Below are 22209 nucleotides of genomic sequence, written 5' to 3' on the forward strand. Positions count from 1 at the left end.
GGGCGCGTCGCGTGGCCTGCGACGACCTTCGGGTCGACTGTCCCCACCATCACGTCATCCTGCGGCGTCCATGGCGCCGCGCCGCCGCACCGAGAACCTGAAAACCCCATGAGCAGTCGCTACAACGCCGCCGACATCGAAGTCCTCTCCGGCCTTGACCCCGTCAAGCGCCGCCCGGGCATGTACACGGACACTTCGCGCCCGAACCATCTGGCGCAGGAAGTCATCGACAACGCAGTGGACGAGGCGCTGGCCGGACACGCCGGCAGCATCGAAGTCACGCTGTTCAAGGATGGCAGTTGCGAAGTCAGCGACGACGGTCGCGGCATGCCGGTGGACATCCATCCCGAAGAGAAGATCCCGGGCGTGGAACTGATCCTCACCCGGCTGCATGCGGGCGGCAAGTTCAGCAACAAGAACTACACCTTCTCCGGCGGCCTGCATGGCGTGGGTGTCAGCGTGGTCAACGCGCTGTCCACCCTGGTGGAAGTGCACATCAAGCGCGACGGCAGCGAGCACCGCATCACCTTCCGCAACGGCGACCGCGCCTCGCCGCTGGAAGTCGTCGGCAGCGTGGGCAAGAAGAACACCGGCACCCGCGTGCGCTTCTGGGCCGATCCCAAGTATTTCGACACGCCCAAATTCAACGTGCGCGCGCTCAAGCACCTGCTGCGCGCCAAGGCGGTGCTCTGCCCCGGCCTGAATGTCACCCTGTTCGACGAAGCGAGCGGTGAGCGCGACAGCTGGCATTACGAAGACGGCCTGCGCGATTACCTGCGGGGCGAAATGGCGGGCCGCGAACTGCTGCCGCCGGACATCTTCGTCGGCCAGTTGAAGAAGGACAGCGAGGTCGTCGACTGGGCCGTGGCCTGGGTGCCGGAAGGTGAACTGGTGCAGGAAAGCTACGTCAACCTGATCCCCACTGCGCAGCACGGCACGCATGTGAACGGCCTGCGCAGCGGCCTGACCGATGCGTTGCGCGAGTTCTGCGATTTCCGCAACCTGCTGCCGCGCGGCGTGAAACTGGCGCCGGAAGATGTGTGGGACCGCGTGGCCTTCGTGCTGTCGCTGAAGATGACCGATCCGCAGTTCAGTGGCCAGACCAAGGAACGCCTGTCGTCGCGCCAGGCCGCCGGCTTCATCGAAGGCGCCGCCCACGATGCCTTCAGCCTGTGGCTGAACCAGCACGTCGAGCTGGGCGAGAAGATCGCGCAGATCGCCATCGAGCGCGCCAGTGCGCGCCTGAAGACCGAGAAGCAGGTCATCCGCAAGAAGGTCACCCAGGGCCCCGCCCTGCCCGGCAAGCTGGCCGACTGCATCAGCCAGGACCTGTCGCGCACGGAGCTGTTCCTGGTGGAAGGCGACTCCGCAGGCGGCAGCGCCAAGCAGGCGCGCGACAAGGATTTCCAGGCCATCCTGCCGCTGCGCGGCAAGATCCTGAACACGTGGGAAGTCGCCAGCACCTCGGTGCTCGCGTCCGACGAGGTGCACAACCTGGCCATCGCGATCGGCTGCGATCCCGGCAAGGACGACATCAGTGGCCTGCGCTACGGCAAGGTCGTGATCCTGGCCGACGCCGACTCCGACGGCCTCCACATCGCCACGCTCCTGGCCGCCCTGTTCCTGCGCCATTTCCCGGCGCTGGTGCAGGCGGGCCACGTGTTCGTCGCCATGCCGCCGCTGTTCCGCGTGGATGTGGGCAAGCAGGTGTTCTATGCGCTGGACGAGGAAGAGAAACGCCTGCTGCTGGAGAAGATCGAGCGCGAGAAGATCCGCGGCCAGGTCAACACGACCCGCTTCAAGGGCCTCGGCGAAATGAATCCCGCCCAGTTGCGCGAATCCACCATCCACCCCGATACGCGGCGGCTGGTGCAGCTGACCGTGGACGACAGCCTGCAGACGCACGGCCTGATGGACATGCTGCTGGCCAAGAAGCGGGCGGGCGACCGCAAGACGTGGCTGGAAGCGAAGGGCGACCTGGCTTCCCTCGAAGTCTGAGTCCCGGCGGCGATCGATTGTCCGGGGCTGCACCTGCGGCCTCTTCACCCGCGATAGCGGCGCCATGGCGGGTGCGGTTCAACATGCCGTTCACCCTCCCGGTGAGATAACGCGGACATGGCGCAGACACCACCGCACGAAGCCCACCCTTACACCTTCGGACTCGAGGAAGAGTACTTCCTCGTGCGCAGCAACGGCCGGCGCCTGCGGCACATGCCACGCCGCTTCTTCGAGGAATGCCGCGACGCGCTGGGGGACCGTTTCGGCAGCGAGATGCTGCAGACCCAGGTCGAAGTGCAGACCCGGGTACACGACGACCCCTCTGACGCGGAATCCGATCTGCTGGCATTGCGTCGCAGCGTGAGTGGCGTTGCGCGCAAGCATGGGCTGGGGATCCTGGCGGCCGGCACGCATCCTTCGGCGCAATGGCGCGGGCAGCTCAGCACCGACAAGCCGCACTACGACCAGGTGATGGATGAGCTGCAGATGCTCGGTCACCGCAACCTGCTGTGCGGACTGCATGTGCACGTGCAACCAGCCGATCCGTCCTCGCGCGTCGCGCTGATGGCACGCATGCAACCTTTCCTGCCGCTGCTGCTGGCCTTCAGCACATCGTCACCGTTCTGGATGGGGCATGCCACCGGACTGATGGGATACCGGCAGACCGCCTACCAGGAGATTCCGCGGACCGGGCTGCCGCCGCTGTTCCGCGACCAGGCGGAATACGACCGCTACGTGCAGCGCATGGTCGACGGCCGCGCCATTCCGGATGCGAGCTTCCTGTGGTGGGCACTGCGGCCCTCGCTCGCCTTTCCGACACTGGAACTGCGTGTCACCGACGCGTGTACCGATCCGCGTGACGCATTGGCGATCGCGCAGTTGTTCCGCTGCCTGGTACGGCATCTGGAGCGCAGGCCGGTCCTGCATGCGGAACTGGGGGCCGGCGACCAGGCCGTGGTCGCGGAGAACCTGTGGCGTGCACAGCGTTATGGCTTCGATGCCGGGCTGATCGACCTCGGCAGCCTGCGCCTGGTATCGGTGCGCGAGATGCTGGACAACACGCTCGATGCCTTGGCTGGCGACATCGACGCCCTGGCATGCAGGCCGCAGATCGATCGCTTCTGGCGCATCCTCGACGAAGGCACCAGTGCCCATCGCCAACTGCAGTTGCACCGCGAACGCCGCCTGGCCGGCGACACGCATGCCGAGGCTCTCACCCATGTGGTGCAGTGGCTCGCGCGCGCAAGCGCCGCCGCGTAACCGGTGTGTGCGCTCAGCGCACGATGGCCTTCTGCTGCGACACCACGAAAACACCCGCCATCACCAACACCGTGCCCGCGATCTGCCACGGACCCATCGGCTCGCCCAGCAACAACAGGCTGAGCACGATGGTCGACACCGGCCCGATCATCCCGACCTGCGCCGCGAGGGCAGAGCCGATCCGGGCCACCGCCATCATGACCGCCAGCACCGGCAACACTGTACATAGCGTGCCATTGACCAACGAAAGCGCGTACACCTCCCACGGCAACACCAGCGCACCAAGCGGCCGGAGCAGCAGGAACTGGAGCAGGCAAAGCACGCTGGCCACACTGCTGGCGTACGCCGTCAGGCGTACCGCACCGACGCGCGCCACCACCTCACCGCTGCCAACGAGGTAGAGCGCGTAGGCCAGCGCACTGCCGAACACCAGCACGCTGCCGAGCGCGATGTTGGAACCGCCTGCCTGCAGGTCATGGCCAAATGCCAGGGCCACGCCGGCATAGCTGACCCCCAGCGCCCACGCCTGCCTGCGCGAGATGCGCTTGCGGAACGCCAACCAGCCGATCAGCGCCACCAACGTCGGCGTGAGGTACAGGATCAACCGCTCCAGCGTGGCGGTGATGTAGGCCAGGCCCGCGAAATCGAGGAAACTGGCCAGGTAGTAGCCGAGGAAACCCAGCAGCAGGATTCTGCCCAGGTCGCCCTTCGACAGCGCCGCGCTGCGCCGCGCGGCCCACAACCCCATCAGCAGGAAGAACGGGAACGCGACCAGCATGCGCAGCGCCAGCAAGGTCACCGCGTCGGCACCGTAGCGATAGCCCAGCTTGACGATGATCGCCTTGCCGGAAAAGGCGATGGCACCCATTGCGGCGAGCAGCAGGCCGGAGCGGCTGACCACGTGCAGGCCCGGTCGCGCCTGCGGCGCTTCCACTGCCTCGGCCGGTGCCACGTCGAGTGGCTGCGCCAGTTCGTCTTCCGCTTGCGGCCGTGTCATCGCGACCGCTTCACGCCAGCGTGCATTCCAGCAGGCGACGGATCAGCACTTGCGTGCGCGCGGCGCGCTCGGGCAGGTAGGCGAAGCTGTCTTCGTCCATGTAGTTCAGCTGCGCCAGTTCGAGCTGCACCGCCTGGATGTCCCGGGCGACATCGGCGTAATGGCGGGTGATGTAGCCGCCGCGGAATCGACCATTCACGACGAAGCTGAAATCCACCTGCGACGCAAGCACGCCTTCCAGCGCGTGCTGCAGGCCCGGCGAACAGCTCGCTCCACCGGCGGTACCGAGATTGAAATCCGGCAGGCGACCCTCGAACAGGAACGGCACCTCGCTGCGGATGGAGTGGCCTTCCCACAACACGACGCGCCCGTGCGCTTCGTGGAGGCGCGCGATCTCGGCCTGCAGGGCTCGATGATAGGGGCGCCAGTAGGTGTCCACGCGTGCCGCGATCTCCTCCGGCGTCGGCTCCTGTCCCGGCAGGTAGACGGACTCGCCGCTGAAACGCACGACGGGGCATAGGCCGGTGGTGTTCTGGCCCGGATAGAGCGAGACATCATCCTCGGGCCGGTTGAGGTCGACCACATAGCGCGAGTACGCAGGCACGATGATCGATGCGCCGAGTCCGCGCGCGAAGGCATACAGCTCGGCGACATGCCAGTCGGTATCCGGCACGCGGCGTGCCTCGGTCGTCAGGCGCGCAGCGAGTTCGTCCGGCAGCGCGGTGCCGTGGTGCGGCAGGCTGATGAGCAGCGGCGCCGTGCCGCGATGCAGGGTGTAGGTATCCATGCCGCCATTGTATCGCCGCCCCCACCGGGGCAGGCGTCAGCGCAGGAGCACCACTTCCTCGGCGCTGGTGGGATGGATGGCCATCGTGTCGTGCAGGTCGGCCAGGGTGATGCCCTTCTTCAACGCCACCGCGAACCCCTGCAGCATTTCGTCTGCCCCCTCGCCCAGCAGATGCAGGCCGACCACGCGCCGGTCGTCGCCCGTGCAGACCAGCTTGAACAGGCTGCGCTGCGGCGAATCGGCCAGTGCATGCAGCATCGGCCTGAAGCGCGTCGCATATACGCTCACCTGATCGCCGAAGCAGGCTCGCGCCTCGGCTTCGGTCAGGCCCACTTTTCCAACCGGCGGATGGGAGAACACCACCGTGGCGATGTTGCGGTAGTCGAGCTTCGCATCGGCCTGCCCACCGAACACGCGATCCATCAGGCGACGTGCCGCCGCGATGGCCACGGGCGTCAGTGCCGCCTGTCCCGTCACGTCGCCCACGGCGCAGATCCCGGCGACCGAGGTGTTCTGGTACGCGTCCACCTGGACGAATCCGCGTGCATCGATCGCCACGCCCGCCTTCTCCAGGCCCATGCCGGAAGTGTTGGGTGTTCGCCCCGTCGCGAAAATCAGCGCGTCGAAGCGCTCGCTGCGCGTCCCGTCCACCGCCAATACCGTCACTCCGCCCCCGGACGCCTCCTCCAGCGCTGCCACGGCATGTCCGAAATGCAGGCGCACCCCGTGCTGGCGCATGTCATCCGCCAGCTCCGCGGTGATCTGCTCGTCGAAGCCGTCCAACAACCGTTGGCCGCGCACGAAAAGTTCCACCTGGCTGCCCAGCGCCTGCAACACGCCGGCCAGTTCGACCGCCACGTAACCACCGCCCACGATCGCCACGCGGGGAGGCGCCGCGCACAGGTTGAAGAAATCATCCGAGACCATGCCGAGCCCAGCGCCAGGAATCTCCGGTCGTGATGGCCGGCCCCCTGTCGCGATTAGCACCTGCCTGCCTTGCAGCGCCACGCCGTCTGCGTTGACCACGGTGTGCGCGTCGCTGAAACGGCCATGGCAAGGCATCAGCACCACGCCACTTTCATCCAGCCGCTTGCGATAGCTGGCATGGATGCCGGCGATGTAGCGCTGGCGATGGACGATGAACTCCTTCCAGTCCAGCGTGGGCGGCGAGACATCGAAGCCCAGCGATGATGCCAAGGCGATCTTCTGCGACAGTTCGGCCGCCAGCCACATCGCCTTCTTGGGTACGCAGCCCACGTTGACGCAGGTGCCCCCCAGTTCCCTGGGTTCCAGCAACGCCACCTTCGCACCATGCGACGCCGCCCGGAACGCGCCGGCCAGGCCGCCCGAGCCGCCCCCCAACACGATCAGGTCGAATTCCTGCGGCTTCATGCAAATCGCTCCGGTCGGTAGGGCAAGGGATCGAGAGCCGGGGTGCGACCCGTCATCAGGTCGGCCATCAGCTGGCCGGTCGCCGTGCTCATGCTGATGCCGAGCATGCCGTGGCCCGCCGCCATCCACACGTGACGATGGCCGGGCGCGCGCCCCAGCAACGGAAGATCATCCCACGTCATCGGGCGCCACCCGTACCAGCGCTCGAGCACTTCGGCACCGAAGGGCTCACGCAGGAACTCGCGCGCGCCGCGTTCGAGAGCAGCCAGCCGCGTCTCGTTGAGGGTGTCGTCGAGGCCCGAGAATTCCATCGTGCTGCCCAACCGGAAGCCGCTTTCCCACACCGTCACGCAGACCGAGCGATCCTTCAGCACCATCGGGTGACGCGGCACGCGCAGAGGCCGCGCGTAGGTGATCGAATAACCCTTGCCTGGCTGGATGGGCGCCTTCAATCCCAGCGTGCGCGCGAACGCAGGCGTCCAGGCACCCAGTGCGATGACGGCATCATGTCCCGCGCGCGCGCCCTGCGTCGTTGCCAGCCGCACGCCGGTGGAAGTCGTTTCCAGCCTTTCCACGCGACAGTGTTCTTCGATGACACCCCCGCGCTCGCGCACCGCGCGCGCGAGTTCCGCCACATAACGGTCCGGACGCAGCCGCGCATCGCCGGGAAACCGGATGGCGCCCGCGACACCAGGCAGCATGGCGGGCTCCTCGCGCTCGTAATCCTTGCCGCCGAACACCTGCGTGGCAATGCCGAACTCCGCCAGTGCCGCGCATTCATCCACGTACCGTTGGAATCTGCGTGGATCGCGAAACACGTAGTCGAGTCCTTCCTCCTCGAACTCACACTCCAGTCGATAGCGGCTTACCCAGTCCGTCAGCCGGGCCCGCGCGTCATTGAGCAATGCGGCACGCGCCTGCGTGCTGCGACGCCAGTCGCGCAGGTTGCAACGGGCGGCGAAGCGCAGCAGCCAGTGCCACAGCGCGGGATCGACGCGGGGCTTGAGGTAGAGCGGCGCATCCGGCGTGAACATCCACCGCAATGCCTGTGCCACCACGCCCGGCGCGGCCAGGGGTGGCGCGTGACTGGGCGTGATGGTGCCGCAGTTGCCATGCGAGGCGCCGCCGCCGACGCGGGCGACGTCCAGCACGCGCACGCCCCGGCCTGCTTCGAGCAGTGCCAGCGCGGTCGCCAGGCCAATGGCACCGCCACCGATGATCAGGACGTCGTCGCGGGGAATATCCACCCTGTCAGTCTAGTCGCTATCACCCTGCGCGCAGCCGCAAAGGTTGCAGCTCCGCGTACGTCAGCGAACGCCACAGCCATTCGACGGGACCGAACCGGAACCGCGACAGCCAGAGCCGGCTCAACGCCACCTGCAGGCCGAACAGCACCACCGCGAACACCGGTTGCCATGCACGCGGCAACTGCTCGAAATGACCCAGGCCATAGCCGTAGAAGATCCAGGTGCACACCAGCGACTGCATCAGATAATTGGTCAGCGCCATGCGCCCCGCCGGCGCCAGCCAGGCGAACGGCCGTTGCCATGGCACCGAGGCCAGCGCACGCATCACCCAGGCCACATAGCCCAGGCACATCAGCAGGTTCGCCAGCATCTGCAGCGTGAACGCCGTGGACACCCGCAGGTTGAACGTGGCGAAATCCATCGTCGGTTCCAGCGCCACCGAACCCAGCATGGACAGCAACCCCAGCGGCCATGCCACCCAGCGCAGGGTCGCGTACATGCGCGGAAATTCTCCGGGCCGTGCGATGGCGCCACTGCGCACGAACCAGGCGCCCAGCAAAAACAGGCCGAACGCGATGAAGCCGAACATGGTGATGTTGCTGAGCGCCATGCCCGTGCTCTTCAGGCGTTGCCAGGTGGCATCGGCATAGCTGCCACTGCCGTACGCGATGCGCTCGCTGTCGATCAGCGCCCGCATCTGCGTGCCGATCTCGGTCATCGCCTTGTCCCAGCCCTCTGTGCCGTCCAACAGCGACCCCATGCCTCCCATCAGGAACATGAAGCCGATCGGCATGGCATATGCGACCAGGCCGAGGCCGACATACCAGCGGTATGGCATTGGCCGGAACGCAAGCAGCAGGAAGGAACACAGCGCGTACATCATCAGGATGTCGCCGGCCCAGATGAAAAGGGCATGGATCACGCCGAAGGCCAGCAGCACCAGGCCCCGTCGCCAGTACACGCCGGCGAACGGCCGGCCCGCCAGCTCGGCGCGCTGCGACATGATCGCGAAGCCCATGCCGAACAACAGCGAGAACAGCGTGTAGAACTTGCCCTGCACCAGCACATACACCAGCAGGTCGACGATGCGGTCGATCCCCGCAAGCGTCGGGTCCAGGCCGGTGCCCGACGCCATCACCGGCCCCACGAAGCCCTCCATGTTCATCAGCAGGATGCCCAGCAGCGCGAAGCCGCGCAGCACGTCCATCGCTTCGATGCGTTCGGCCACCGCGATGGGCGCCAGGTTATCGGTGATCGTCGCCGCCATTCCCATCCCCTGATGTCTTCGCTCCGATTAGACCATGCGCGGCCCGGGATCCCGCGCAGCCAAAAGAAACGGCCCGCTTTCGCGGGCCGTTCTGGAAGCAGGCATGCCGTGGATCAGTGGTGATGACCGCCGTCGCCGTGCACATGGCCGTGCTCGAGTTCCTCGGCGCTGGCCTCGCGCACTTCCACGATCTCCACGTCGAAGTGCAGGTCCTTGCCTGCCATCGGATGATTGAGGTCCACGTCCACCACGCTCATGCCGACCTTCTGGATGGTCACGGCGCGCGGGCCGAAGTTGGTCTGCAGCACGACCTGCTGGCCCGGCACCAGGCGCTGGTTGCCGAAGTGCTTCTTGGGCACGCGCTGGCTCAGACCGTCACGGCGCTCGCCGTAGGCGTCGGCCGCGGCCACGTCCACCCCGAAGCTCTCGCCGGCTTCGCGGTCCTGCATCGCGGTCTCCAGGCCCGGGATGATGTTGCCGTGGCCGATCAGGATCGCCAGCGGCTCGCGGTCCTTCGAGCTTTCGATCGGCTCCTGGCCGGCTTCGGACACGGTGTAATGGAAACGGACGACGCTGTCTTTTGCGATTTTCATGCGGGACTCTGGACGGGGCCTGCCGGCGGGCAGGACGGGCGCGGCTTGTGGACCGCAAGGGAATGCGGCGAAGATGCGCCGCGATGAAGGCCCGACATTATCCCGGCTTGACCCTGCCCGCGCCACTTCGGCGCTGGGCCGTCCTCCTGCTCTGCGCCGGTCTGATCGCCTTGGCCGGCTGTGGCGGCTCCAAGCCCCAGGTCCGCAAATCGCCACCGCCCCACGCGCAACGCGATTGGCCGGTGGTGCAGGCCGACGATCCCGCCGCCGCCACTTCGGTCCTGATGCGCGCCATCGGCCTGGTCGGCACGCCGTACCGGTACGGCGGCAACACGCCGGAATCCGGCTTCGACTGCAGCGGCCTGGTGACCTACGTCTATCGGGACATGCTGGATGTGCGTCTGCCGCGCACGTCGCGGGAACTGGCTCAGGTGCAGGGACCCAGGATCGAACCACGCCGCCTGGCGCCCGCAGACCTGGTGTTCTTCGGCAGTCGCGGCAACGTGACCCATGTGGGGATCTACGTCGGTGAAGGCCGGTTCGTGCATGCCCCGAGTACGGGCGGTACGGTCCGGCTCGATCATCTGGACGGCCCCTACTGGCGAGACCATTACAGCGGCGCAAAACGGGTCCTTCGTTAGGAATCGGTCAAGTCTGTGACGCGGAACGTTCACACTTAACAAATAAATAACGATTTCTGAACCAAATCGCTCCGATCAGCCGGCATTATCGCCTCTGACTTGTTAAACCCATCCCGCGCGTGACGACCGACGACGACCTGCCAACAGGCCAGCCTGCCGCCACCCACCGCCTGCCGCGGAGGGTTTCCCGACTTCTTGTGGGCCTTGGCCTGTGCGCCATGGCCGCCGTGGTGCAGGCCCAGACTGCCCCGGCCACCGTCGACGCCGCGTCAACGCCGGCGTCCAGTGATGTGGTGGTGGCCCCGGCCGCCAAATCCGTCACCACCAGCGTCAAGGAAAAGGCCGCAGAGGCCGCCACCGCCACCCTCTCCGCCCTGCTCCCGCGTCTGGCTGCCAGCGATACGCTGCCGCTGGTCGACCGCTCGGCCATGGTGGCCGGCGACATCAGCAAGTTGCTGGCCGCGTACGACCTGAGCAAGGAAGGCGTCGTGGCGCAGGAACAGCAGGGGGGCAAGGTACAAGTGGTCCTCCAGCGCGCCCTCGCGTTGATGGGCACGCCCTACCGCTGGGGCGGCACGTCGCCCGACAGTGGCTTCGATTGCAGCGGCCTGGTCGGTTATGTGTTCCGCACGGCACTGGGCATCGAGCTGCCGCGCGTGTCCCGCGACATGGCCGCCAAGGCCGACGCGGAAATGGTCGGCGCGCGCGAGGAGCTGCGCCAGGGCGACCTGGTGTTCTTCGGATTGAAGGGCCGGGTGAATCATGTAGGCATCTACGTGGGCGAAGGCCGCTTCCTGCATTCGCCCAGTCGTGGCAAAGATGTGCGCGTGGACAGCCTGCTCACGGGCTACTGGGCCAACCGCTACCTGAGTGCGCGTCGCGTCGCGATGTAACCGTACGGATGCCAGAGCAACGATGAAGAAGGCCGCCCCGCGCGGCCTTCTTCTTTTCCATCTTCTGTGCGCCGCAGCTTGCATCGCTCGCCGGCTTGCCTCCATCCTCCGACGATTGCGCCATTACCGCGCATCCCGTTTCTTCGCGCCGAAGGGGAGTCGTACGCGATGCAGGCATCACTGCTGACCAATCTGCTGCTGCCGTTGGCCCTGGGCATCATCATGCTGGGCCTCGGGCTGGGACTGACGCTTGAGGATTTCCGTCGCGTGGCGCGCTATCCGCGCGCCGTGCTGATCGGTCTCGCCCTGCAGACGCTGGTACTGCCCTGGGTCGCGTTCGGCCTGGCCCTGGGCTTCGGTCTGCCTGCGGAACTCGCGGTGGGCCTGATGCTGCTGGCCGCCTCGCCCGGTGGCGCCACCGCCAACATCTACAGCCACCTCGCGCGCGGCGATGTCGCGCTGAACATCACCCTGACCGCGATCAACAGCCTGCTCTGCCTGCTGACGCTGCCGGTGATCCTCAACCTTTCCCTGGAGTACTTCCTCGGTGCAGGCCAGTACGTGCCGCCACCGACGAAGAAAGTCGTCGAAGTCGCCGCCATCATCCTGCTGCCGGTTGCCCTCGGCATGCTCATCCGCGCCAAGGCCGCAGGGTTCGCGGCGCGCAGCGAGAAGCCCATCCGCCTGCTGTCGGTGCTGGTGCTGGCCTTGCTCGTGGTCGCAGCGGTGGCACAGGAGTGGAAGACGCTGACCACCTACTTCGCCATCGTCGGGCTGGCCTGCCTGCTGTTCAACCTGATCAGCATGGGCGCCGGCTATGCGGCGCCGCTGGCGTTGCGCCTGCCGAAGAAGCAGGCCATCGCCATCGCCATGGAGATCGGCATCCACAACGGCACGCTGGCGATCTTCATCGCACTCAACGTGCTGCAGAACGCGACCATCTCGGTGCCGGCGGCGGTCTACAGCCTGCTGATGTTCGTCACGGCGGGCGTGTTCGCGTGGTGGGTATCGCGGGACAAGGCCGCAACCGCCTAGGCTCCCCGGCGGCCATCGGCCACATAGGCCATGCTGACCGAGGCGGGCGCCGTTTCGGCGAACCCGAACCGGCTGTAGAGGTGTCTGGCGTCACCGTCGGCGATCAGCATGACGTAGGCGGAAGCGGGCGCATTCGCGCGCAGCCACGCATCCAGGGCGGCCATGATGCGCTTGCCCTGCCCCTGGCCCTGATGATCGGGCCGCACGGCGATGTCCACGACGGCAAACACCGTGCCGTTGTCGCCAATGACGCGCCCCATGCCGATCACGTCACCCGCCTTCACCAGGCTGACGCCGTACAGCGTGTTGGCAAGGCCGCGCTCGGCGGCTTCCTGCGTCTTGGGCGACAGTCCTGCTTCGACCCGGAGCCGACGATAGGTGGCTACATCGGGGAAGGAATCCACTAGTTGGATCGCATCGGCATTCATGGCGTCGAGGCGGCATCATCCCCGAGGCCGACATTGCTCGACGCGCTTTCGTAGATTTCGCGATCCAGCAGACCGGTTTCCTTCGCCACCAGCACCGGCACCAGCATCTGGCCGGTCACGTTCGTCATCGTGCGCATCATGTCCAGGATGCGGTCGATCGCCACCAGCAAGCCGATGCCCTCCAGCGGCAGGTTGGCCGCGCTCAGCACCAGCGTGACCATCACGGTCGCCGTGCCGGGTACGCCGGCCGTGCCGAAGCTGCCCAGCACCGACGCCAGCAGGATGACGAAGTACTGGTTCACCGACAGGTCCAGGCCGAAGTACTGGGCCACGAAAATCGAAGTCAACGCCGGATAGATCGCGCCGCAGCCATCCATCTTGATGCTGGCGCCCAGCGGCACCGCGAACGCGGCATAGTCCTTGTCCACGCCCAGATTGTGGGTGACGCTGCGCAACGCGACCGGCATCGAAGCGAAGCTGGACGAACTGACGAACGCCACCTGCATGCCCGGCGCGGCGCCGCGGAAGAACTTCCACGGGTTCAATCCGTGCGCCAGCAGCAGGCTGCCGTAAACGACGACGATGTGCAGCGCGCATGCCAGGTACAGCGCGCCGATGTAGCTGCCCAGTGGCAACAGTTTCTCGAAACCGTATGTGCCCACCAGCGCGCCGATCAAGCCGAACGTGCCCAGCGGCGTCATCTCCAGCACGAAGCGCGTGACCTGCACCATGGTGTCGCTGGCCTCGCCGGCCAGCTTGCGCAGGCCCGCACTGCGTTCACCCAGCTTGACCAGGGCGAAGCCCAGCAGGCCGGCGAAGAAGATCACCTGCAGGATCTTGCCCTCGGTGAGCGCCTTGAAAGGATTGGACGGCACTATGTCCAGCAGCACCTGCACCGGCGTCGGCACTTCGCGTACCTGGTAGTCCGGCGCCATCATCAAACCGGTCAGGCCCTTGCCGGGCTGCACTACCCAGCCCACCGCCAGGCCCACGCAGACGGCCATCGCCGCCGTGATCGCGAACCACAGGAACGTGCGTCCGCCCAGCGCAGCGACCGACTTCTGCCCGTGCAGGCTGGAGACGGCGTTGATGACCGCGAAGAACACCAGCGGCACCGCGATCATCTTGATGAGCGTGACGTACAGGTCGCCGAGGGGTTTGAGCCAGACCCCGGCCGCCGATCCCAGCCACCATCCCGCCAGCGCGCCCAGCACGAAGCCGGCGACGACGCGCTGCCAGAACGGAATCCTCAACCAGGCCGAGACCAGACTCATCCACCGCGACTCACAAAAACGGACGCGACACCTTAGCCCATGGCTCCGCGCGGGGCGACCATGCCGACGGAATGCCGGGTGTCATGAACAGGACACTGCGCGACCGTCATAATGGGCCGACTGTCCTCCACACGGCTCCTCATGTTCCTGCGTTCCCTCGTATCGCCGTTCGCTGGCTTGGCGTGGCTCACCGTCCTCGCCGGCTGCGCCAGCACCTCGCCCGCCACTCCTTCCCCGCTCGCCGTCGACGTCCCGCCCGTCGCGCACCCGCAGGGCGAGACACCGCAATGGTGGTACCGCAGCGGTGCCGCCAGGGCCGCAGCCAATGGCGCTATGCAGGGACGTGCGAAGAACGTGATCGTCTTCCTCGGCGACGGCATGAGCCTGACCACGGTCGCCGCCGCGCGCATCTTCGAGGGTCAGCGCAAGGGCATGCCGGGCGAGGAGAACCTGCTGAGCTGGGAGCGCTTCCCGCACACCGCTTTCAGCAAGACCTACAACACCGACTCGCAGACCCCCGACTCCGCGGGCACGATGACGGCGGTAGCCACGGGCGTGAAGTCGCACATGGGCGCCATCGGCGTGTCGGCCGGACGCAAGGGCGAATGCACGCCCGACGGCAGCAAGGACCTGCTCAGCTGGCTGACGCTGGCGGACAGCGCGGGACTGGCGACGGGTGTCGTCACCACCGCCCGCGTGACGCATGCGACCCCCGCCGCGACCTACGCGCATGTCTCGCATCGCGACTGGGAAAACGACAGCGACCTGCCAGCGGAAGCAGCCGACGCCGGCTGCAAGGACATTGCACAGCAATTGCTGGCCGCCGCACGCTTCGGACATGGCCCGTCGGTGGTACTGGGTGGCGGGCGCGGCGAGTTCCTGCCCGTGGACGTGCGCGATCCGGAAGAAGACGACAAGGTCGGCCAGCGCCTCGACGGCCGCAACCTGGTCGCCGAGTGGCAACAGGCGCATCCGCAGGGTGCCTATGCATGGAACACGCGGCAGCTGGAAGCCGCTGCGAATGCACCGCAGTTGCTGGGCCTGTTCGAGTACGACCACATGCAGTTCGAGCACGACCGTCGCAAGGACGACCAGGGCGAACCCTCGCTCGCCGACCTGACCCGCGCCGCGATCCGCACGCTCTCGCGCAATCCGGAAGGCTTCGTGCTGCTGGTGGAAGGCGCGCGCATCGACCACGCCAACCACTACGGCAATGCGTATCGCGCGCTCGATGAAACCGTCGCGATGTCGGATGCCGTGCGCGCCGCGACAGAGGCCACTTCACGCGACGACACGCTGATCGTGGTCACCGCCGATCATTCGCACACGCTCAACTTCGTCGGCTATCCCGTGCGCGGCAATCCGATCCTGGGCAAGGTGCGCGGCCAGGGCGGCGAAGACGACACGCCCGGCGACCTCGCGCGCGACCAGACCGGCATGACGTTCACCACGCTGACGTACGCCAATGGTCCCGGTTACACCGGCGCCAGCAACCGCCAGCCGGCAGGGCCGAAGCATTTCCTGCATTCTCCCAGCAGCGTCGAGCCGTCCGAAGGCCGGCCGGACCTGAGTCATGTCGATACCGAGCATCCCGACTACCTGCAGGAAGCCCTGGTGCCGCTGAAGTCGGAATCACACGGCGGCGAAGACGTCGGCATCTGGGCCATCGGTCCCGGCAGCGACGCCTTCCGCGGCACGCTGGAACAGAACGCGATCTACCACGTCATCGTGCAGGCCGCCCCCAAGCTGCGCGCGCGCCTGTGCGCGGCGGGTACGTGTGATGCGAATGGCGTGCCGGTGGAACTGCCGAAGCCGGTGGATTTCGAGAAGAAGTAGATCCTAGACCGGTCTGCGTGGAGGCATCCGGGACACGATGTGCTTCCACTGCCCAAAAAGCGATTGCCCCGAGGCGCCGCCGCAGTTCAAGCAGGTACGGCTACGGTGTCCGGCGCTGGCCGCTGAGGCCTGATCTCCTGCACGATGCGACCCTGCTCCATCATCAGCACGCGGTCGGCACTGGCGATGGTCTCGGGACGGTGGGCGACGATCACCTTGGTCAGGCTCAGGGCCTTGACCGCGTCGTTGACCAACCGCTCCTTCACCACGTCGAGATGGCTGGTGGCCTCGTCGAGGAACAGGAGCTTGGGATTGCGGTACAGCGCCCGGGCCAGGATCACGCGCTGCTTCTGCCCACCCGACAACGAACTGCCCATGTCGCCGATCAGGCTGTGGTAGCCCATCGGCATGGCCGCGATCTCGTCATGGACCGCCGCCAGTCTCGCCGCATGCTCGATGCGGACCTGGTCCACCTCCGGATCGAAGAAGCTGATGTTGTCGGCCACGCTGCCGGCAAACAGTTGGTCGTCCTGCATGACGGCGCCCACGATGGCGCGTACATTGCGTGGACCGATCTTGTGCAGATCGTGCCCGCCCACCCGGACGATGCCCTCCGTGGGTGGTAACAGGCCCAGCAGCACCTTGACCAGCGTGGTCTTGCCGCAACCGGAGGCGCCGACGATCGCCACCGACTCGCCCGTCTCGACCGTGAAGCTGCAGTCCTTCAGCACCCAGGGCTCACCGTCGCCGTAGCGGAACGAGAGGTTCTCTACCTCGATCCGGGTACTGGTCAGGGGCAACACCTCAGGCTGGGTGGCCTGCTCCTCCGGCGGCGTCAGCACGATGTCGGCCAAGCGTTCGCCATGCAGACGCAGCATGCGGAACTCGATCCACTTGTCGATCAGGGCTGCCATGCGTCCGGCGAACTGGTCCTTGTAAGCCAGATAGGCGATCAGCATGCCGACCGAGAACACGTTCTGCAGCGCGAGCGTGGCACCGATCCAGATCACTGCGATGCGCTCGATGCCGAACACCAGTTGGCTGGCACTGTTGAAGCCCAACCCCATCCACGCCAGCCTGACTTCCTGGTTGACGGTGTCGTGCATCAGGTTGTCGTAGGTACTGCGGCGCTGCGACTCCTCGCCCGCTACCTTCAGGCTCTGCATGCCGCGCAACGATTCCAGCAGGTGGGTCTGCTGCTTTGCGCCGGCGACCAGTTGCTGCTCGGTGCGATCCCGGACGGGACGATACGCGATGGCACGGATGCCCAGATACAGGATGACGGCCAGCAATGTCACCAAGGCCAGCTTCCAGCTGTAGAACAGCATCAGACCGAGCGTGACCACCGCCATCAGGCCATCGATGACGGCCTCAACAAAGCTGGTGGTCAGCGTGCGCTGGATGGCCTGCACCGACGACATGCGCGAGGTGATGTCGCCGAGGTGCCGCTTCTCGAAGTAATCCAGTGGGAGTCTGAGCAGATGGGCGAACACGTTACCCATCCATTGCAGCCCCAATCGCGACGACAGGTAAACCACCGACCAGCCACGCAGCAAGCCGATGCCAATCTGCAGCACCAGCGCCAAGCCGAAACCTAGCCCAAGTATCGTCAGCAGGTCGCGGTCGGCAGAGACCAGCACCTGGTCCACCACCCACTGCATGTAGAACGGCGCCAGCACCACGAACACCTGCAGCGCCACGGACAGCAGCAGTATCTGCGCCAGGGCGCGCCACAGGCCGCGTACCGGACCCGTAAGCTGCCTGGCCGTCACGGCGGGCGCCGCCTTCTGCGGCTTGAACTCGGCCGCTGGCGTCAATTCCAGCGCCACACCCGTGAAATGGTCAGACAACTCCTTGAGCGAGAGCTTCCGTTCACCAATAGCCGGGTCCAGAATCGTGACCTTGGACGAACCAACCTTCACCAGCACGACAAAGTGGTTGAAGTCCCAATGCAAGATGCAGGGCAGCGCGAGTCTACCTACGTCTTCTATCTCCAACCGCAGCGGACGCGTGGAGAAGCCAATCTCCTGGGCGATGTGGATCAGATGATTGAGCTTGGCGCCTTTAAGGGAAAGTGGAAAACGATGACGCAGCTCGGCCAAGCCAAAGCGCAGGCGATGGTAGCTAGCCACAATAGCCAAAGAAGCAAGACCGCACTCAGCGGCTTCTGACTGAATAACAACCTTCACACAGCAACCTTACTTTCGGCCAGCTATATACAAATATGAACCAAAAAAGCTCAAGTCAAAGCCTTTGATGATGTCAAACCAATTAAATACGGACTTTTAATAATATCTAAAGATAAAATGTACTAGAAATAATAATCCACAAACTACGAGCAGGAATCCGACCGTTATTTCTACCCTGAATCATATAAAACCTGATAATGCAACGCAACATACAAGTAAGTTATAAAAAATATGTATTGATGCAGACAGAATAACAGGCTTTCGACTGAAAAAATTACCTCCCCAAAACGGGGTGCTAAAAACGACAAATGGCAAGAAAACAAGCAAAGACTGAATCCATGAAAATATTCCGTGAAAAATAGCGATCAAGAATGCACTCAGAACGCAAGCATAAACCTTACTTCGCAAGACTTTTGATAAAGACATCGCCAATAACGACAGCATCAATGTTTCAATAATCGGCGCAATTACCAATATCCCAATGAAATCAATCACGCCAACGGGAGCTTCTCGCGCGTAAGCAGAGACGTCGCCAGCTGCCGACCTTATCGCAATAGCCGCCAATAGGCTTGAAGAGAATGAAATGAAAGCTGCAATAGGCACCCATTTGAATGTCGAAAACAGTCTACTGTAGTAAGCCATATCAACCCTCAACAACATATTCTCAGCTTCCACTTGGCATTACATGAAAAGCAGGCGACGCAGAACGCCGCCTGCCACCACTCAGACTGAAACTCTATGCACCATACACGTTTGCTACGACAGTAGGCTCACCATTCTGGAATGCTTCCCCTCCGCCCTCTCCGTCATCAGTAACGTAGTTATAGGCACCCTTGACACCACTGATAACAGCCTCCGCGACGGCGCTCCAGAAAACGGACCTCAGGCCGCCATCGACATCACAGATCTCAGCTGGGTTCAGCTCGCGCATTTGATTTTCTCCATTTGTATTAAGGCATTCCCTGCCTCTGGGGCCGAGGCACACTCGGCAATTCTATAAATCTCGCTTCGACACGCACGTTCTGCGGAGTGAGGATCAACGATCACTAATTTTTCCCCTGAGCGAGTACAAAGGCTCAAACGCCCATTCGGCCAGCCTCCTCCGCTCACCCAGCACATCCGCGTCCACCAACATCCCTGGCTTCAACGCTTCCGGCTTGCCATAGGCCGTGATCGCCTGTCGCGCCAGCGAGACCGTCACCCGATAGAACGGTTCGCCCTGCTGCCCATTTCCGATCAACGCACCCAGCTCACCGGGGTTCAACGCACTGCGACTGATCGCCGCAACATGACCTTCTTGATGACCGAACTTCTGATATGGAAACGCCTGATAGCGCAGCAGCACACGATCGCCGGGCTCGATGAAGCCGATCGCGCGGCTAGGCACCAACAACTCGGCTTCGAGGCGCCCATCGTCCGGCAATAACGTCATTAACGGCTGACTGGCCTGCACCGCTTGCCCCGGTTTGACCACCTGTGTCGCCACCATGCCCTCGACCGGCGCCTTGACCACCAGCGCACCGCTGGCCTGCGTCTGCACGCGCTCCTGTTCCAGCTGCGCCATTTCACGCTGGAGGCCTGCTTTGCTTGCCTGACCCTGCGCGGGCAGTTCGCGCTCCGCCTGGTGAAATTGCGCGATCAGACGGCGCGTGCCGATGGCCTGACGCTGCAGGGCCTGCATCTGCCCCGTGTATTCCAGCACCGCGGCTTCCTGCTGCTTGATCTGCAGCACGCTGACATACTGTCCACCCTCCAGCCTGCGCAGGCGTTCGAGTGTTTCGTTGGCGATACGAATCTGGTCCTGGCGGGTCGCCACTTCCGATTCGATCTGTACCAGTTCAAGTTGCGCGACTGCCAGTTGCTCGCGTGCACCTTGCGCTTGTGCCTGCAGCTGCCGCTGCTGCGCCTGCTGCGCAGACACGAGGCTCGCTTGCCGCTGGCCGAACTGCTGTTCCAGTGCGACCTGCGTGTCGCCTGATGCCAATGTCGCGCGAGGAACGGTGACCACCGCCAGCGCTGTGCCCATCCCAACACGGTCGCCCTCCACCGCATTCAGCCTGGCCACCACGCCGGTGGCCGGGGCCAGCACGGTGGCGAGTCCCTGCGAGGGCACCAGTTGACCGGTCACGGTGGAGCGACGCGTATAGGTGCCCAGCGTGACGAACAGGACGATGACCGTGGCTGCGGCGACCGCCGCGAGCGTCAGCACCCACAAATTGACCGGCTGCGCCAGCGAGATGCCACCCAACCAGCTGCCGCGCTTGGCTTCCAGGACTTCAGGGCGGAACAGCGGTTGCGTCATTGCGGTCTTGCGTCCTTGAGTACGAAAGGCGTCGACCCCCTCTGGAGCCAGAGCGCGTGGGGGATACCCTTGCGCCAGCCTTCGTCGTCATCCTCTAGCAGCCGCGCCGCCGCGAGCAACACGCGCTTCAGCGCCGCGCGTCAGTCCTGCTGACAGTCACATTTAGTCGACCCTTTCGCATCAATCGCTTGCACATGCACGTCAGCCAGGCTGTACAAGTTGACGTCAGTATCGCTGACGCAAAAATGTTAATTGCGTCCCGGAATCGGGCGGGCTAGCGTGGAGACCCCACAGCGGAACGAGCAACACGGCACATGAAGCTGTCCATGCGCATCCGGATAGCGCGCCAGCGCGCCAGGCTGTCCCAGGAGGCCCTGGCCTTGAACCTTGGGGTCACTCGCAGCGCGGTGGCCAACTGGGAAGGCGCGGACGGCGTTCTACCTGCTTCCGCGCGGCTGGTCCACATCGCCCAGCTGACCAACGTCAGCTTCGAATGGCTGGCCACCGGCCGCGGCCCTCTCGATCATGGCGGCAATGACGACACCCCTACCGTCGAGGGCGAGATGATCCATGACGAGTACGAGCGACGCCTGTTGGCCGCGTTCCGGCGCATGACCGAGCATGCCCGGCTGGAGGTCGTGCTGCATTGCGAAGCTAGGGCTCCACACGCTGCGCGCCAGGGCGCTCGATCGCGTTGATCGGGACGCAAGGCGACGGTTTACGGATGCCGCATTCGCACGGTACCGATACGATTACTGGGTCGCGAGAACGCGGCAGCCCTCAGAACGGCTTCGCCAGCACCAGCCACACCACCGCGATCAAGCCGAACAAGGGCAGCTCGTTGAACCAGCGCAAGGCCGTCGGCGACGGCAGCGTCTTGCCCTTCGCCACGCCCTTCAGCCAGCGGCCGGTGACGATGAAGTGCACCAGCATCAGCGCCACCAGCGTGAGCTTGGCGTGCAGCCAGCCGCCGCTGATGCCGAAATGGAACCACAGCACGCCGCCCAGGATCACCGCGATGCCGAACATGCTGTGGCCGAAGCCGTAGAGGCGGCGTCCCATCAGCTGCAGGCGCGCCTGCACGTCGGCCTGCCCCGTGGTCTCGGCCAGGTTGACCAGGATGCGCGGCAGGTAGAACACCGTTGCCATCCAGGCGATGACGAAGACGAGATGGAAGGTCTTGACCCACAGGTAAAGGCTGGCTTTGTCCACGCTGGCCGCTCCGCCGCTCGAAAGGGTGATGCGGGATTCTCCGCTACTGTCGCAACGACTGTCCAACGCGATGGAATGCCACGGACCCGTCGTTCCAGCGTAAGCTGGAATCCAATTTGATTTTCCCGTTGCTCTGCAGATCAAGGAGAGCAACGGCGCAATGGATCCCAGCTAGCGCTGGCATAACGAGCAACACGCTTGCTTCCCTCTTCCCGAACATACCAATGACCAAGCACTACGACGCCGACTACTTCCAGCGCTGGTATCGCGACGGCGACATCGGCGGCGCGCCGCGGCTGGCGCGCAAGGTGGCGATGGCAGTGGCGGTAGCCGAGTACCACCTGGAACGGCCGATCCGCACGGTGCTCGACATCGGGTGCGGCGAAGGCGCGTGGCGCGCGCCGTTGCTAAAGCTGCGGCCGAAGTTGCAGTACCTCGGTTTCGACAGCAGTGAGTATGCGATCCGGCGCTTCGGGCGCACCCGCAACCTGCATTACGCGCGTTTCGAGGACTTCCAGTACCTGCGCCCCTGCGAGTCGGTCGACCTGCTGGTGTGCTCGGATGTGCTGCATTACGTGCCGACCCGCGAACTGAAGCGCGGACTGCCGGGGCTGGCGGAACTGTGCGGCGGTGTCGCCTTCCTTGAAACCTTCGCGAAAGAGGATGAATTCGAAGGCGACCACGAGGGATTCCAGCCACGCAGGGCAGCGTGGTACCGGGAAGCGTTCAATGGACTGAACTTCCAGTCGATCGGCAACCACTGCTGGCTGGGCCCGGGCCTGGCGGGCGATGTCGCGGTGCTGGAGGCTGCGGATTTCCGGCCGATAACCTGAACAGGCATGCGCGGCGGTACCGGCT

The 22209-nt window shown here is 65.0% G+C and carries 20 protein-coding genes; 8 read left to right on the forward strand and 12 right to left on the reverse strand.

Going from position 1 to position 22209, the window contains the following annotated elements; translation table 11 throughout:
• Positions 1–108: 108 nt before the first annotated feature.
• Together parE and WBN46_RS08495 are read left to right on the forward strand one after the other, a co-directional pair.
• Positions 109–1998 carry a DNA topoisomerase IV subunit B gene (parE, locus tag WBN46_RS08490; protein ID WP_192201568.1) on the forward strand — a complete coding sequence of 630 codons (1890 nt, stop codon included), beginning with the start codon at positions 109–111 and terminating at the stop codon, positions 1996–1998.
• Between the two features lie 117 nt (positions 1999–2115).
• Positions 2116–3258 carry a carboxylate-amine ligase gene (locus WBN46_RS08495; RefSeq protein WP_337731142.1) on the forward strand — a complete coding sequence of 381 codons (1143 nt, stop codon included), beginning with the start codon at positions 2116–2118 and terminating at the stop codon, positions 3256–3258.
• Positions 3259–3271: 13 nt separating this feature from the next.
• Here the strand turns inward: WBN46_RS08495 and WBN46_RS08500 are convergent, their stop codons facing one another.
• From WBN46_RS08500 to WBN46_RS08525, 6 genes are all read right to left on the reverse strand, one after another.
• On the reverse strand, positions 3272–4255 hold the full coding sequence (locus WBN46_RS08500) for a DMT family transporter (RefSeq protein WP_337731143.1): 984 nt from the start codon (positions 4253–4255) through the stop codon (positions 3272–3274).
• A gap of 10 nt (positions 4256–4265) precedes the next feature.
• Positions 4266–5042 carry an N-formylglutamate deformylase gene (gene hutG, locus WBN46_RS08505; protein WP_337731144.1) on the reverse strand — a complete coding sequence of 259 codons (777 nt, stop codon included), beginning with the start codon at positions 5040–5042 and terminating at the stop codon, positions 4266–4268.
• A gap of 36 nt (positions 5043–5078) precedes the next feature.
• Complete coding sequence (gene gorA / locus WBN46_RS08510) at positions 5079–6434, reverse strand: glutathione-disulfide reductase (RefSeq protein WP_337731145.1); 1356 nt, start codon at positions 6432–6434, stop codon at positions 5079–5081.
• Positions 6431–7681 (reverse strand): FAD-dependent oxidoreductase, encoded by a 1251-nt coding sequence (locus tag WBN46_RS08515; RefSeq protein WP_337731146.1) that lies wholly within the window; start codon positions 7679–7681, stop codon positions 6431–6433. Before WBN46_RS08515 ends, gorA begins: the two co-directional genes overlap by 4 nt.
• A gap of 19 nt (positions 7682–7700) precedes the next feature.
• Positions 7701–8948, reverse strand: a complete 1248-nt coding sequence (locus WBN46_RS08520) for a DUF418 domain-containing protein (RefSeq protein WP_337731147.1) — start codon at positions 8946–8948, stop codon at positions 7701–7703.
• Positions 8949–9061: 113 nt separating this feature from the next.
• Positions 9062–9541, reverse strand: coding sequence for a peptidylprolyl isomerase (locus WBN46_RS08525; protein ID WP_192201576.1), 480 nt, complete (start codon positions 9539–9541; stop codon positions 9062–9064).
• Between the two features lie 83 nt (positions 9542–9624).
• Here WBN46_RS08525 and WBN46_RS08530 point away from each other — a divergent pair, with 83 nt between their 5' ends.
• From WBN46_RS08530 to WBN46_RS08540, 3 genes are all read left to right on the forward strand, one after another.
• Entirely contained in the window at positions 9625–10182 is a 558-nt protein-coding gene (locus WBN46_RS08530; protein WP_337731148.1) for an NlpC/P60 family protein, read from the forward strand.
• Positions 10183–10400: 218 nt separating this feature from the next.
• A complete protein-coding gene (locus WBN46_RS08535) occupies positions 10401–11075 on the forward strand; it encodes a C40 family peptidase (protein WP_192202385.1) in 675 nt (224 codons plus the stop codon).
• A gap of 168 nt (positions 11076–11243) precedes the next feature.
• Positions 11244–12110 (forward strand): bile acid:sodium symporter family protein, encoded by an 867-nt coding sequence (locus tag WBN46_RS08540; RefSeq protein WP_337731149.1) that lies wholly within the window; start codon positions 11244–11246, stop codon positions 12108–12110.
• Here the strand turns inward: WBN46_RS08540 and WBN46_RS08545 are convergent.
• Together WBN46_RS08545 and WBN46_RS08550 are read right to left on the reverse strand one after the other, a co-directional pair.
• Positions 12107–12538, reverse strand: a complete 432-nt coding sequence (locus WBN46_RS08545) for a GNAT family N-acetyltransferase (protein WP_337731150.1) — start codon at positions 12536–12538, stop codon at positions 12107–12109. The genes WBN46_RS08540 and WBN46_RS08545 overlap by 4 nt on opposite strands.
• Positions 12535–13812, reverse strand: a complete 1278-nt coding sequence (locus tag WBN46_RS08550; RefSeq protein WP_337731151.1) for a dicarboxylate/amino acid:cation symporter — start codon at positions 13810–13812, stop codon at positions 12535–12537. The genes WBN46_RS08545 and WBN46_RS08550 overlap by 4 nt, the downstream gene beginning before the upstream one ends.
• A gap of 141 nt (positions 13813–13953) precedes the next feature.
• Here WBN46_RS08550 and WBN46_RS08555 point away from each other — a divergent pair, with 141 nt between their 5' ends.
• Positions 13954–15648, forward strand: coding sequence for an alkaline phosphatase (locus tag WBN46_RS08555; RefSeq protein ID WP_337731152.1), 1695 nt, complete (start codon positions 13954–13956; stop codon positions 15646–15648).
• 86 nt (positions 15649–15734) lie between these two features.
• Here the strand turns inward: WBN46_RS08555 and WBN46_RS08560 are convergent, their stop codons facing one another.
• From WBN46_RS08560 to WBN46_RS08570, 3 genes are all read right to left on the reverse strand, one after another.
• Positions 15735–17837 carry a peptidase domain-containing ABC transporter gene (locus tag WBN46_RS08560; RefSeq protein WP_337731153.1) on the reverse strand — a complete coding sequence of 701 codons (2103 nt, stop codon included), beginning with the start codon at positions 17835–17837 and terminating at the stop codon, positions 15735–15737.
• 180 nt (positions 17838–18017) lie between these two features.
• The gene (locus WBN46_RS08565) at positions 18018–18512 is read right to left on the reverse strand and encodes a hypothetical protein (RefSeq protein ID WP_337731154.1); all 495 of its coding nucleotides are present in this window, start codon (positions 18510–18512) and stop codon (positions 18018–18020) included.
• 361 nt (positions 18513–18873) lie between these two features.
• A complete protein-coding gene (locus WBN46_RS08570) occupies positions 18874–20139 on the reverse strand; it encodes an HlyD family efflux transporter periplasmic adaptor subunit (RefSeq protein ID WP_337731155.1) in 1266 nt (421 codons plus the stop codon).
• A gap of 314 nt (positions 20140–20453) precedes the next feature.
• On the opposite strand from WBN46_RS08570, the gene WBN46_RS08575 reads away from it, so the two are divergent.
• Positions 20454–20837: a helix-turn-helix domain-containing protein gene (locus WBN46_RS08575; protein WP_337731156.1), complete on the forward strand. Its 384-nt coding sequence runs from the start codon at positions 20454–20456 to the stop codon at positions 20835–20837.
• Positions 20838–20919: 82 nt separating this feature from the next.
• Here WBN46_RS08575 and WBN46_RS08580 read toward each other — a convergent pair whose 3' ends face one another.
• Complete coding sequence (locus tag WBN46_RS08580; RefSeq protein ID WP_337731157.1) at positions 20920–21351, reverse strand: CopD family protein; 432 nt, start codon at positions 21349–21351, stop codon at positions 20920–20922.
• Positions 21352–21575: 224 nt separating this feature from the next.
• Between WBN46_RS08580 and WBN46_RS08585 the strand changes: the two genes are divergently transcribed.
• Entirely contained in the window at positions 21576–22184 is a 609-nt protein-coding gene (locus WBN46_RS08585; RefSeq protein WP_337731158.1) for a class I SAM-dependent methyltransferase, read from the forward strand.
• Positions 22185–22209 lie beyond the last annotated feature (25 nt).

The sequence above is a fragment of the Pseudoxanthomonas sp. CCNWLW251 genome (assembly GCF_037402255.1).
In the GTDB taxonomy this organism is placed as follows: Bacteria; Pseudomonadota; Gammaproteobacteria; order Xanthomonadales; family Xanthomonadaceae; genus Pseudoxanthomonas_A.

What these genes read in the sequence shown, in the direction of transcription:
- parE (WP_192201568.1), top strand. Translation starts at nt 109, where the DNA reads ATGAGCAGTCGCTACAACGCCGCCGACATCGAAGTCCTCTCCGGCCTT.
- WBN46_RS08495 (WP_337731142.1), top strand. Translation starts at nt 2,116, where the DNA reads ATGGCGCAGACACCACCGCACGAAGCCCACCCTTACACCTTCGGACTC.
- WBN46_RS08500 (WP_337731143.1), bottom strand. Translation starts at nt 4,255, where the DNA reads ATGACACGGCCGCAAGCGGAAGACGAACTGGCGCAGCCACTCGACGTG.
- hutG (WP_337731144.1), bottom strand. Translation starts at nt 5,042, where the DNA reads ATGGATACCTACACCCTGCATCGCGGCACGGCGCCGCTGCTCATCAGC.
- gorA (WP_337731145.1), bottom strand. Translation starts at nt 6,434, where the DNA reads ATGAAGCCGCAGGAATTCGACCTGATCGTGTTGGGGGGCGGCTCGGGC.
- WBN46_RS08520 (WP_337731147.1), bottom strand. Translation starts at nt 8,948, where the DNA reads ATGGCGGCGACGATCACCGATAACCTGGCGCCCATCGCGGTGGCCGAA.
- WBN46_RS08525 (WP_192201576.1), bottom strand. Translation starts at nt 9,541, where the DNA reads ATGAAAATCGCAAAAGACAGCGTCGTCCGTTTCCATTACACCGTGTCC.
- WBN46_RS08530 (WP_337731148.1), top strand. Translation starts at nt 9,625, where the DNA reads ATGAAGGCCCGACATTATCCCGGCTTGACCCTGCCCGCGCCACTTCGG.
- WBN46_RS08535 (WP_192202385.1), top strand. Translation starts at nt 10,401, where the DNA reads ATGGCCGCCGTGGTGCAGGCCCAGACTGCCCCGGCCACCGTCGACGCC.
- WBN46_RS08540 (WP_337731149.1), top strand. Translation starts at nt 11,244, where the DNA reads ATGCAGGCATCACTGCTGACCAATCTGCTGCTGCCGTTGGCCCTGGGC.
- WBN46_RS08545 (WP_337731150.1), bottom strand. Translation starts at nt 12,538, where the DNA reads ATGAATGCCGATGCGATCCAACTAGTGGATTCCTTCCCCGATGTAGCC.
- WBN46_RS08550 (WP_337731151.1), bottom strand. Translation starts at nt 13,812, where the DNA reads ATGAGTCTGGTCTCGGCCTGGTTGAGGATTCCGTTCTGGCAGCGCGTC.
- WBN46_RS08555 (WP_337731152.1), top strand. Translation starts at nt 13,954, where the DNA reads ATGTTCCTGCGTTCCCTCGTATCGCCGTTCGCTGGCTTGGCGTGGCTC.
- WBN46_RS08570 (WP_337731155.1), bottom strand. Translation starts at nt 20,139, where the DNA reads ATGACGCAACCGCTGTTCCGCCCTGAAGTCCTGGAAGCCAAGCGCGGC.
- WBN46_RS08575 (WP_337731156.1), top strand. Translation starts at nt 20,454, where the DNA reads ATGAAGCTGTCCATGCGCATCCGGATAGCGCGCCAGCGCGCCAGGCTG.
- WBN46_RS08585 (WP_337731158.1), top strand. Translation starts at nt 21,576, where the DNA reads ATGACCAAGCACTACGACGCCGACTACTTCCAGCGCTGGTATCGCGAC.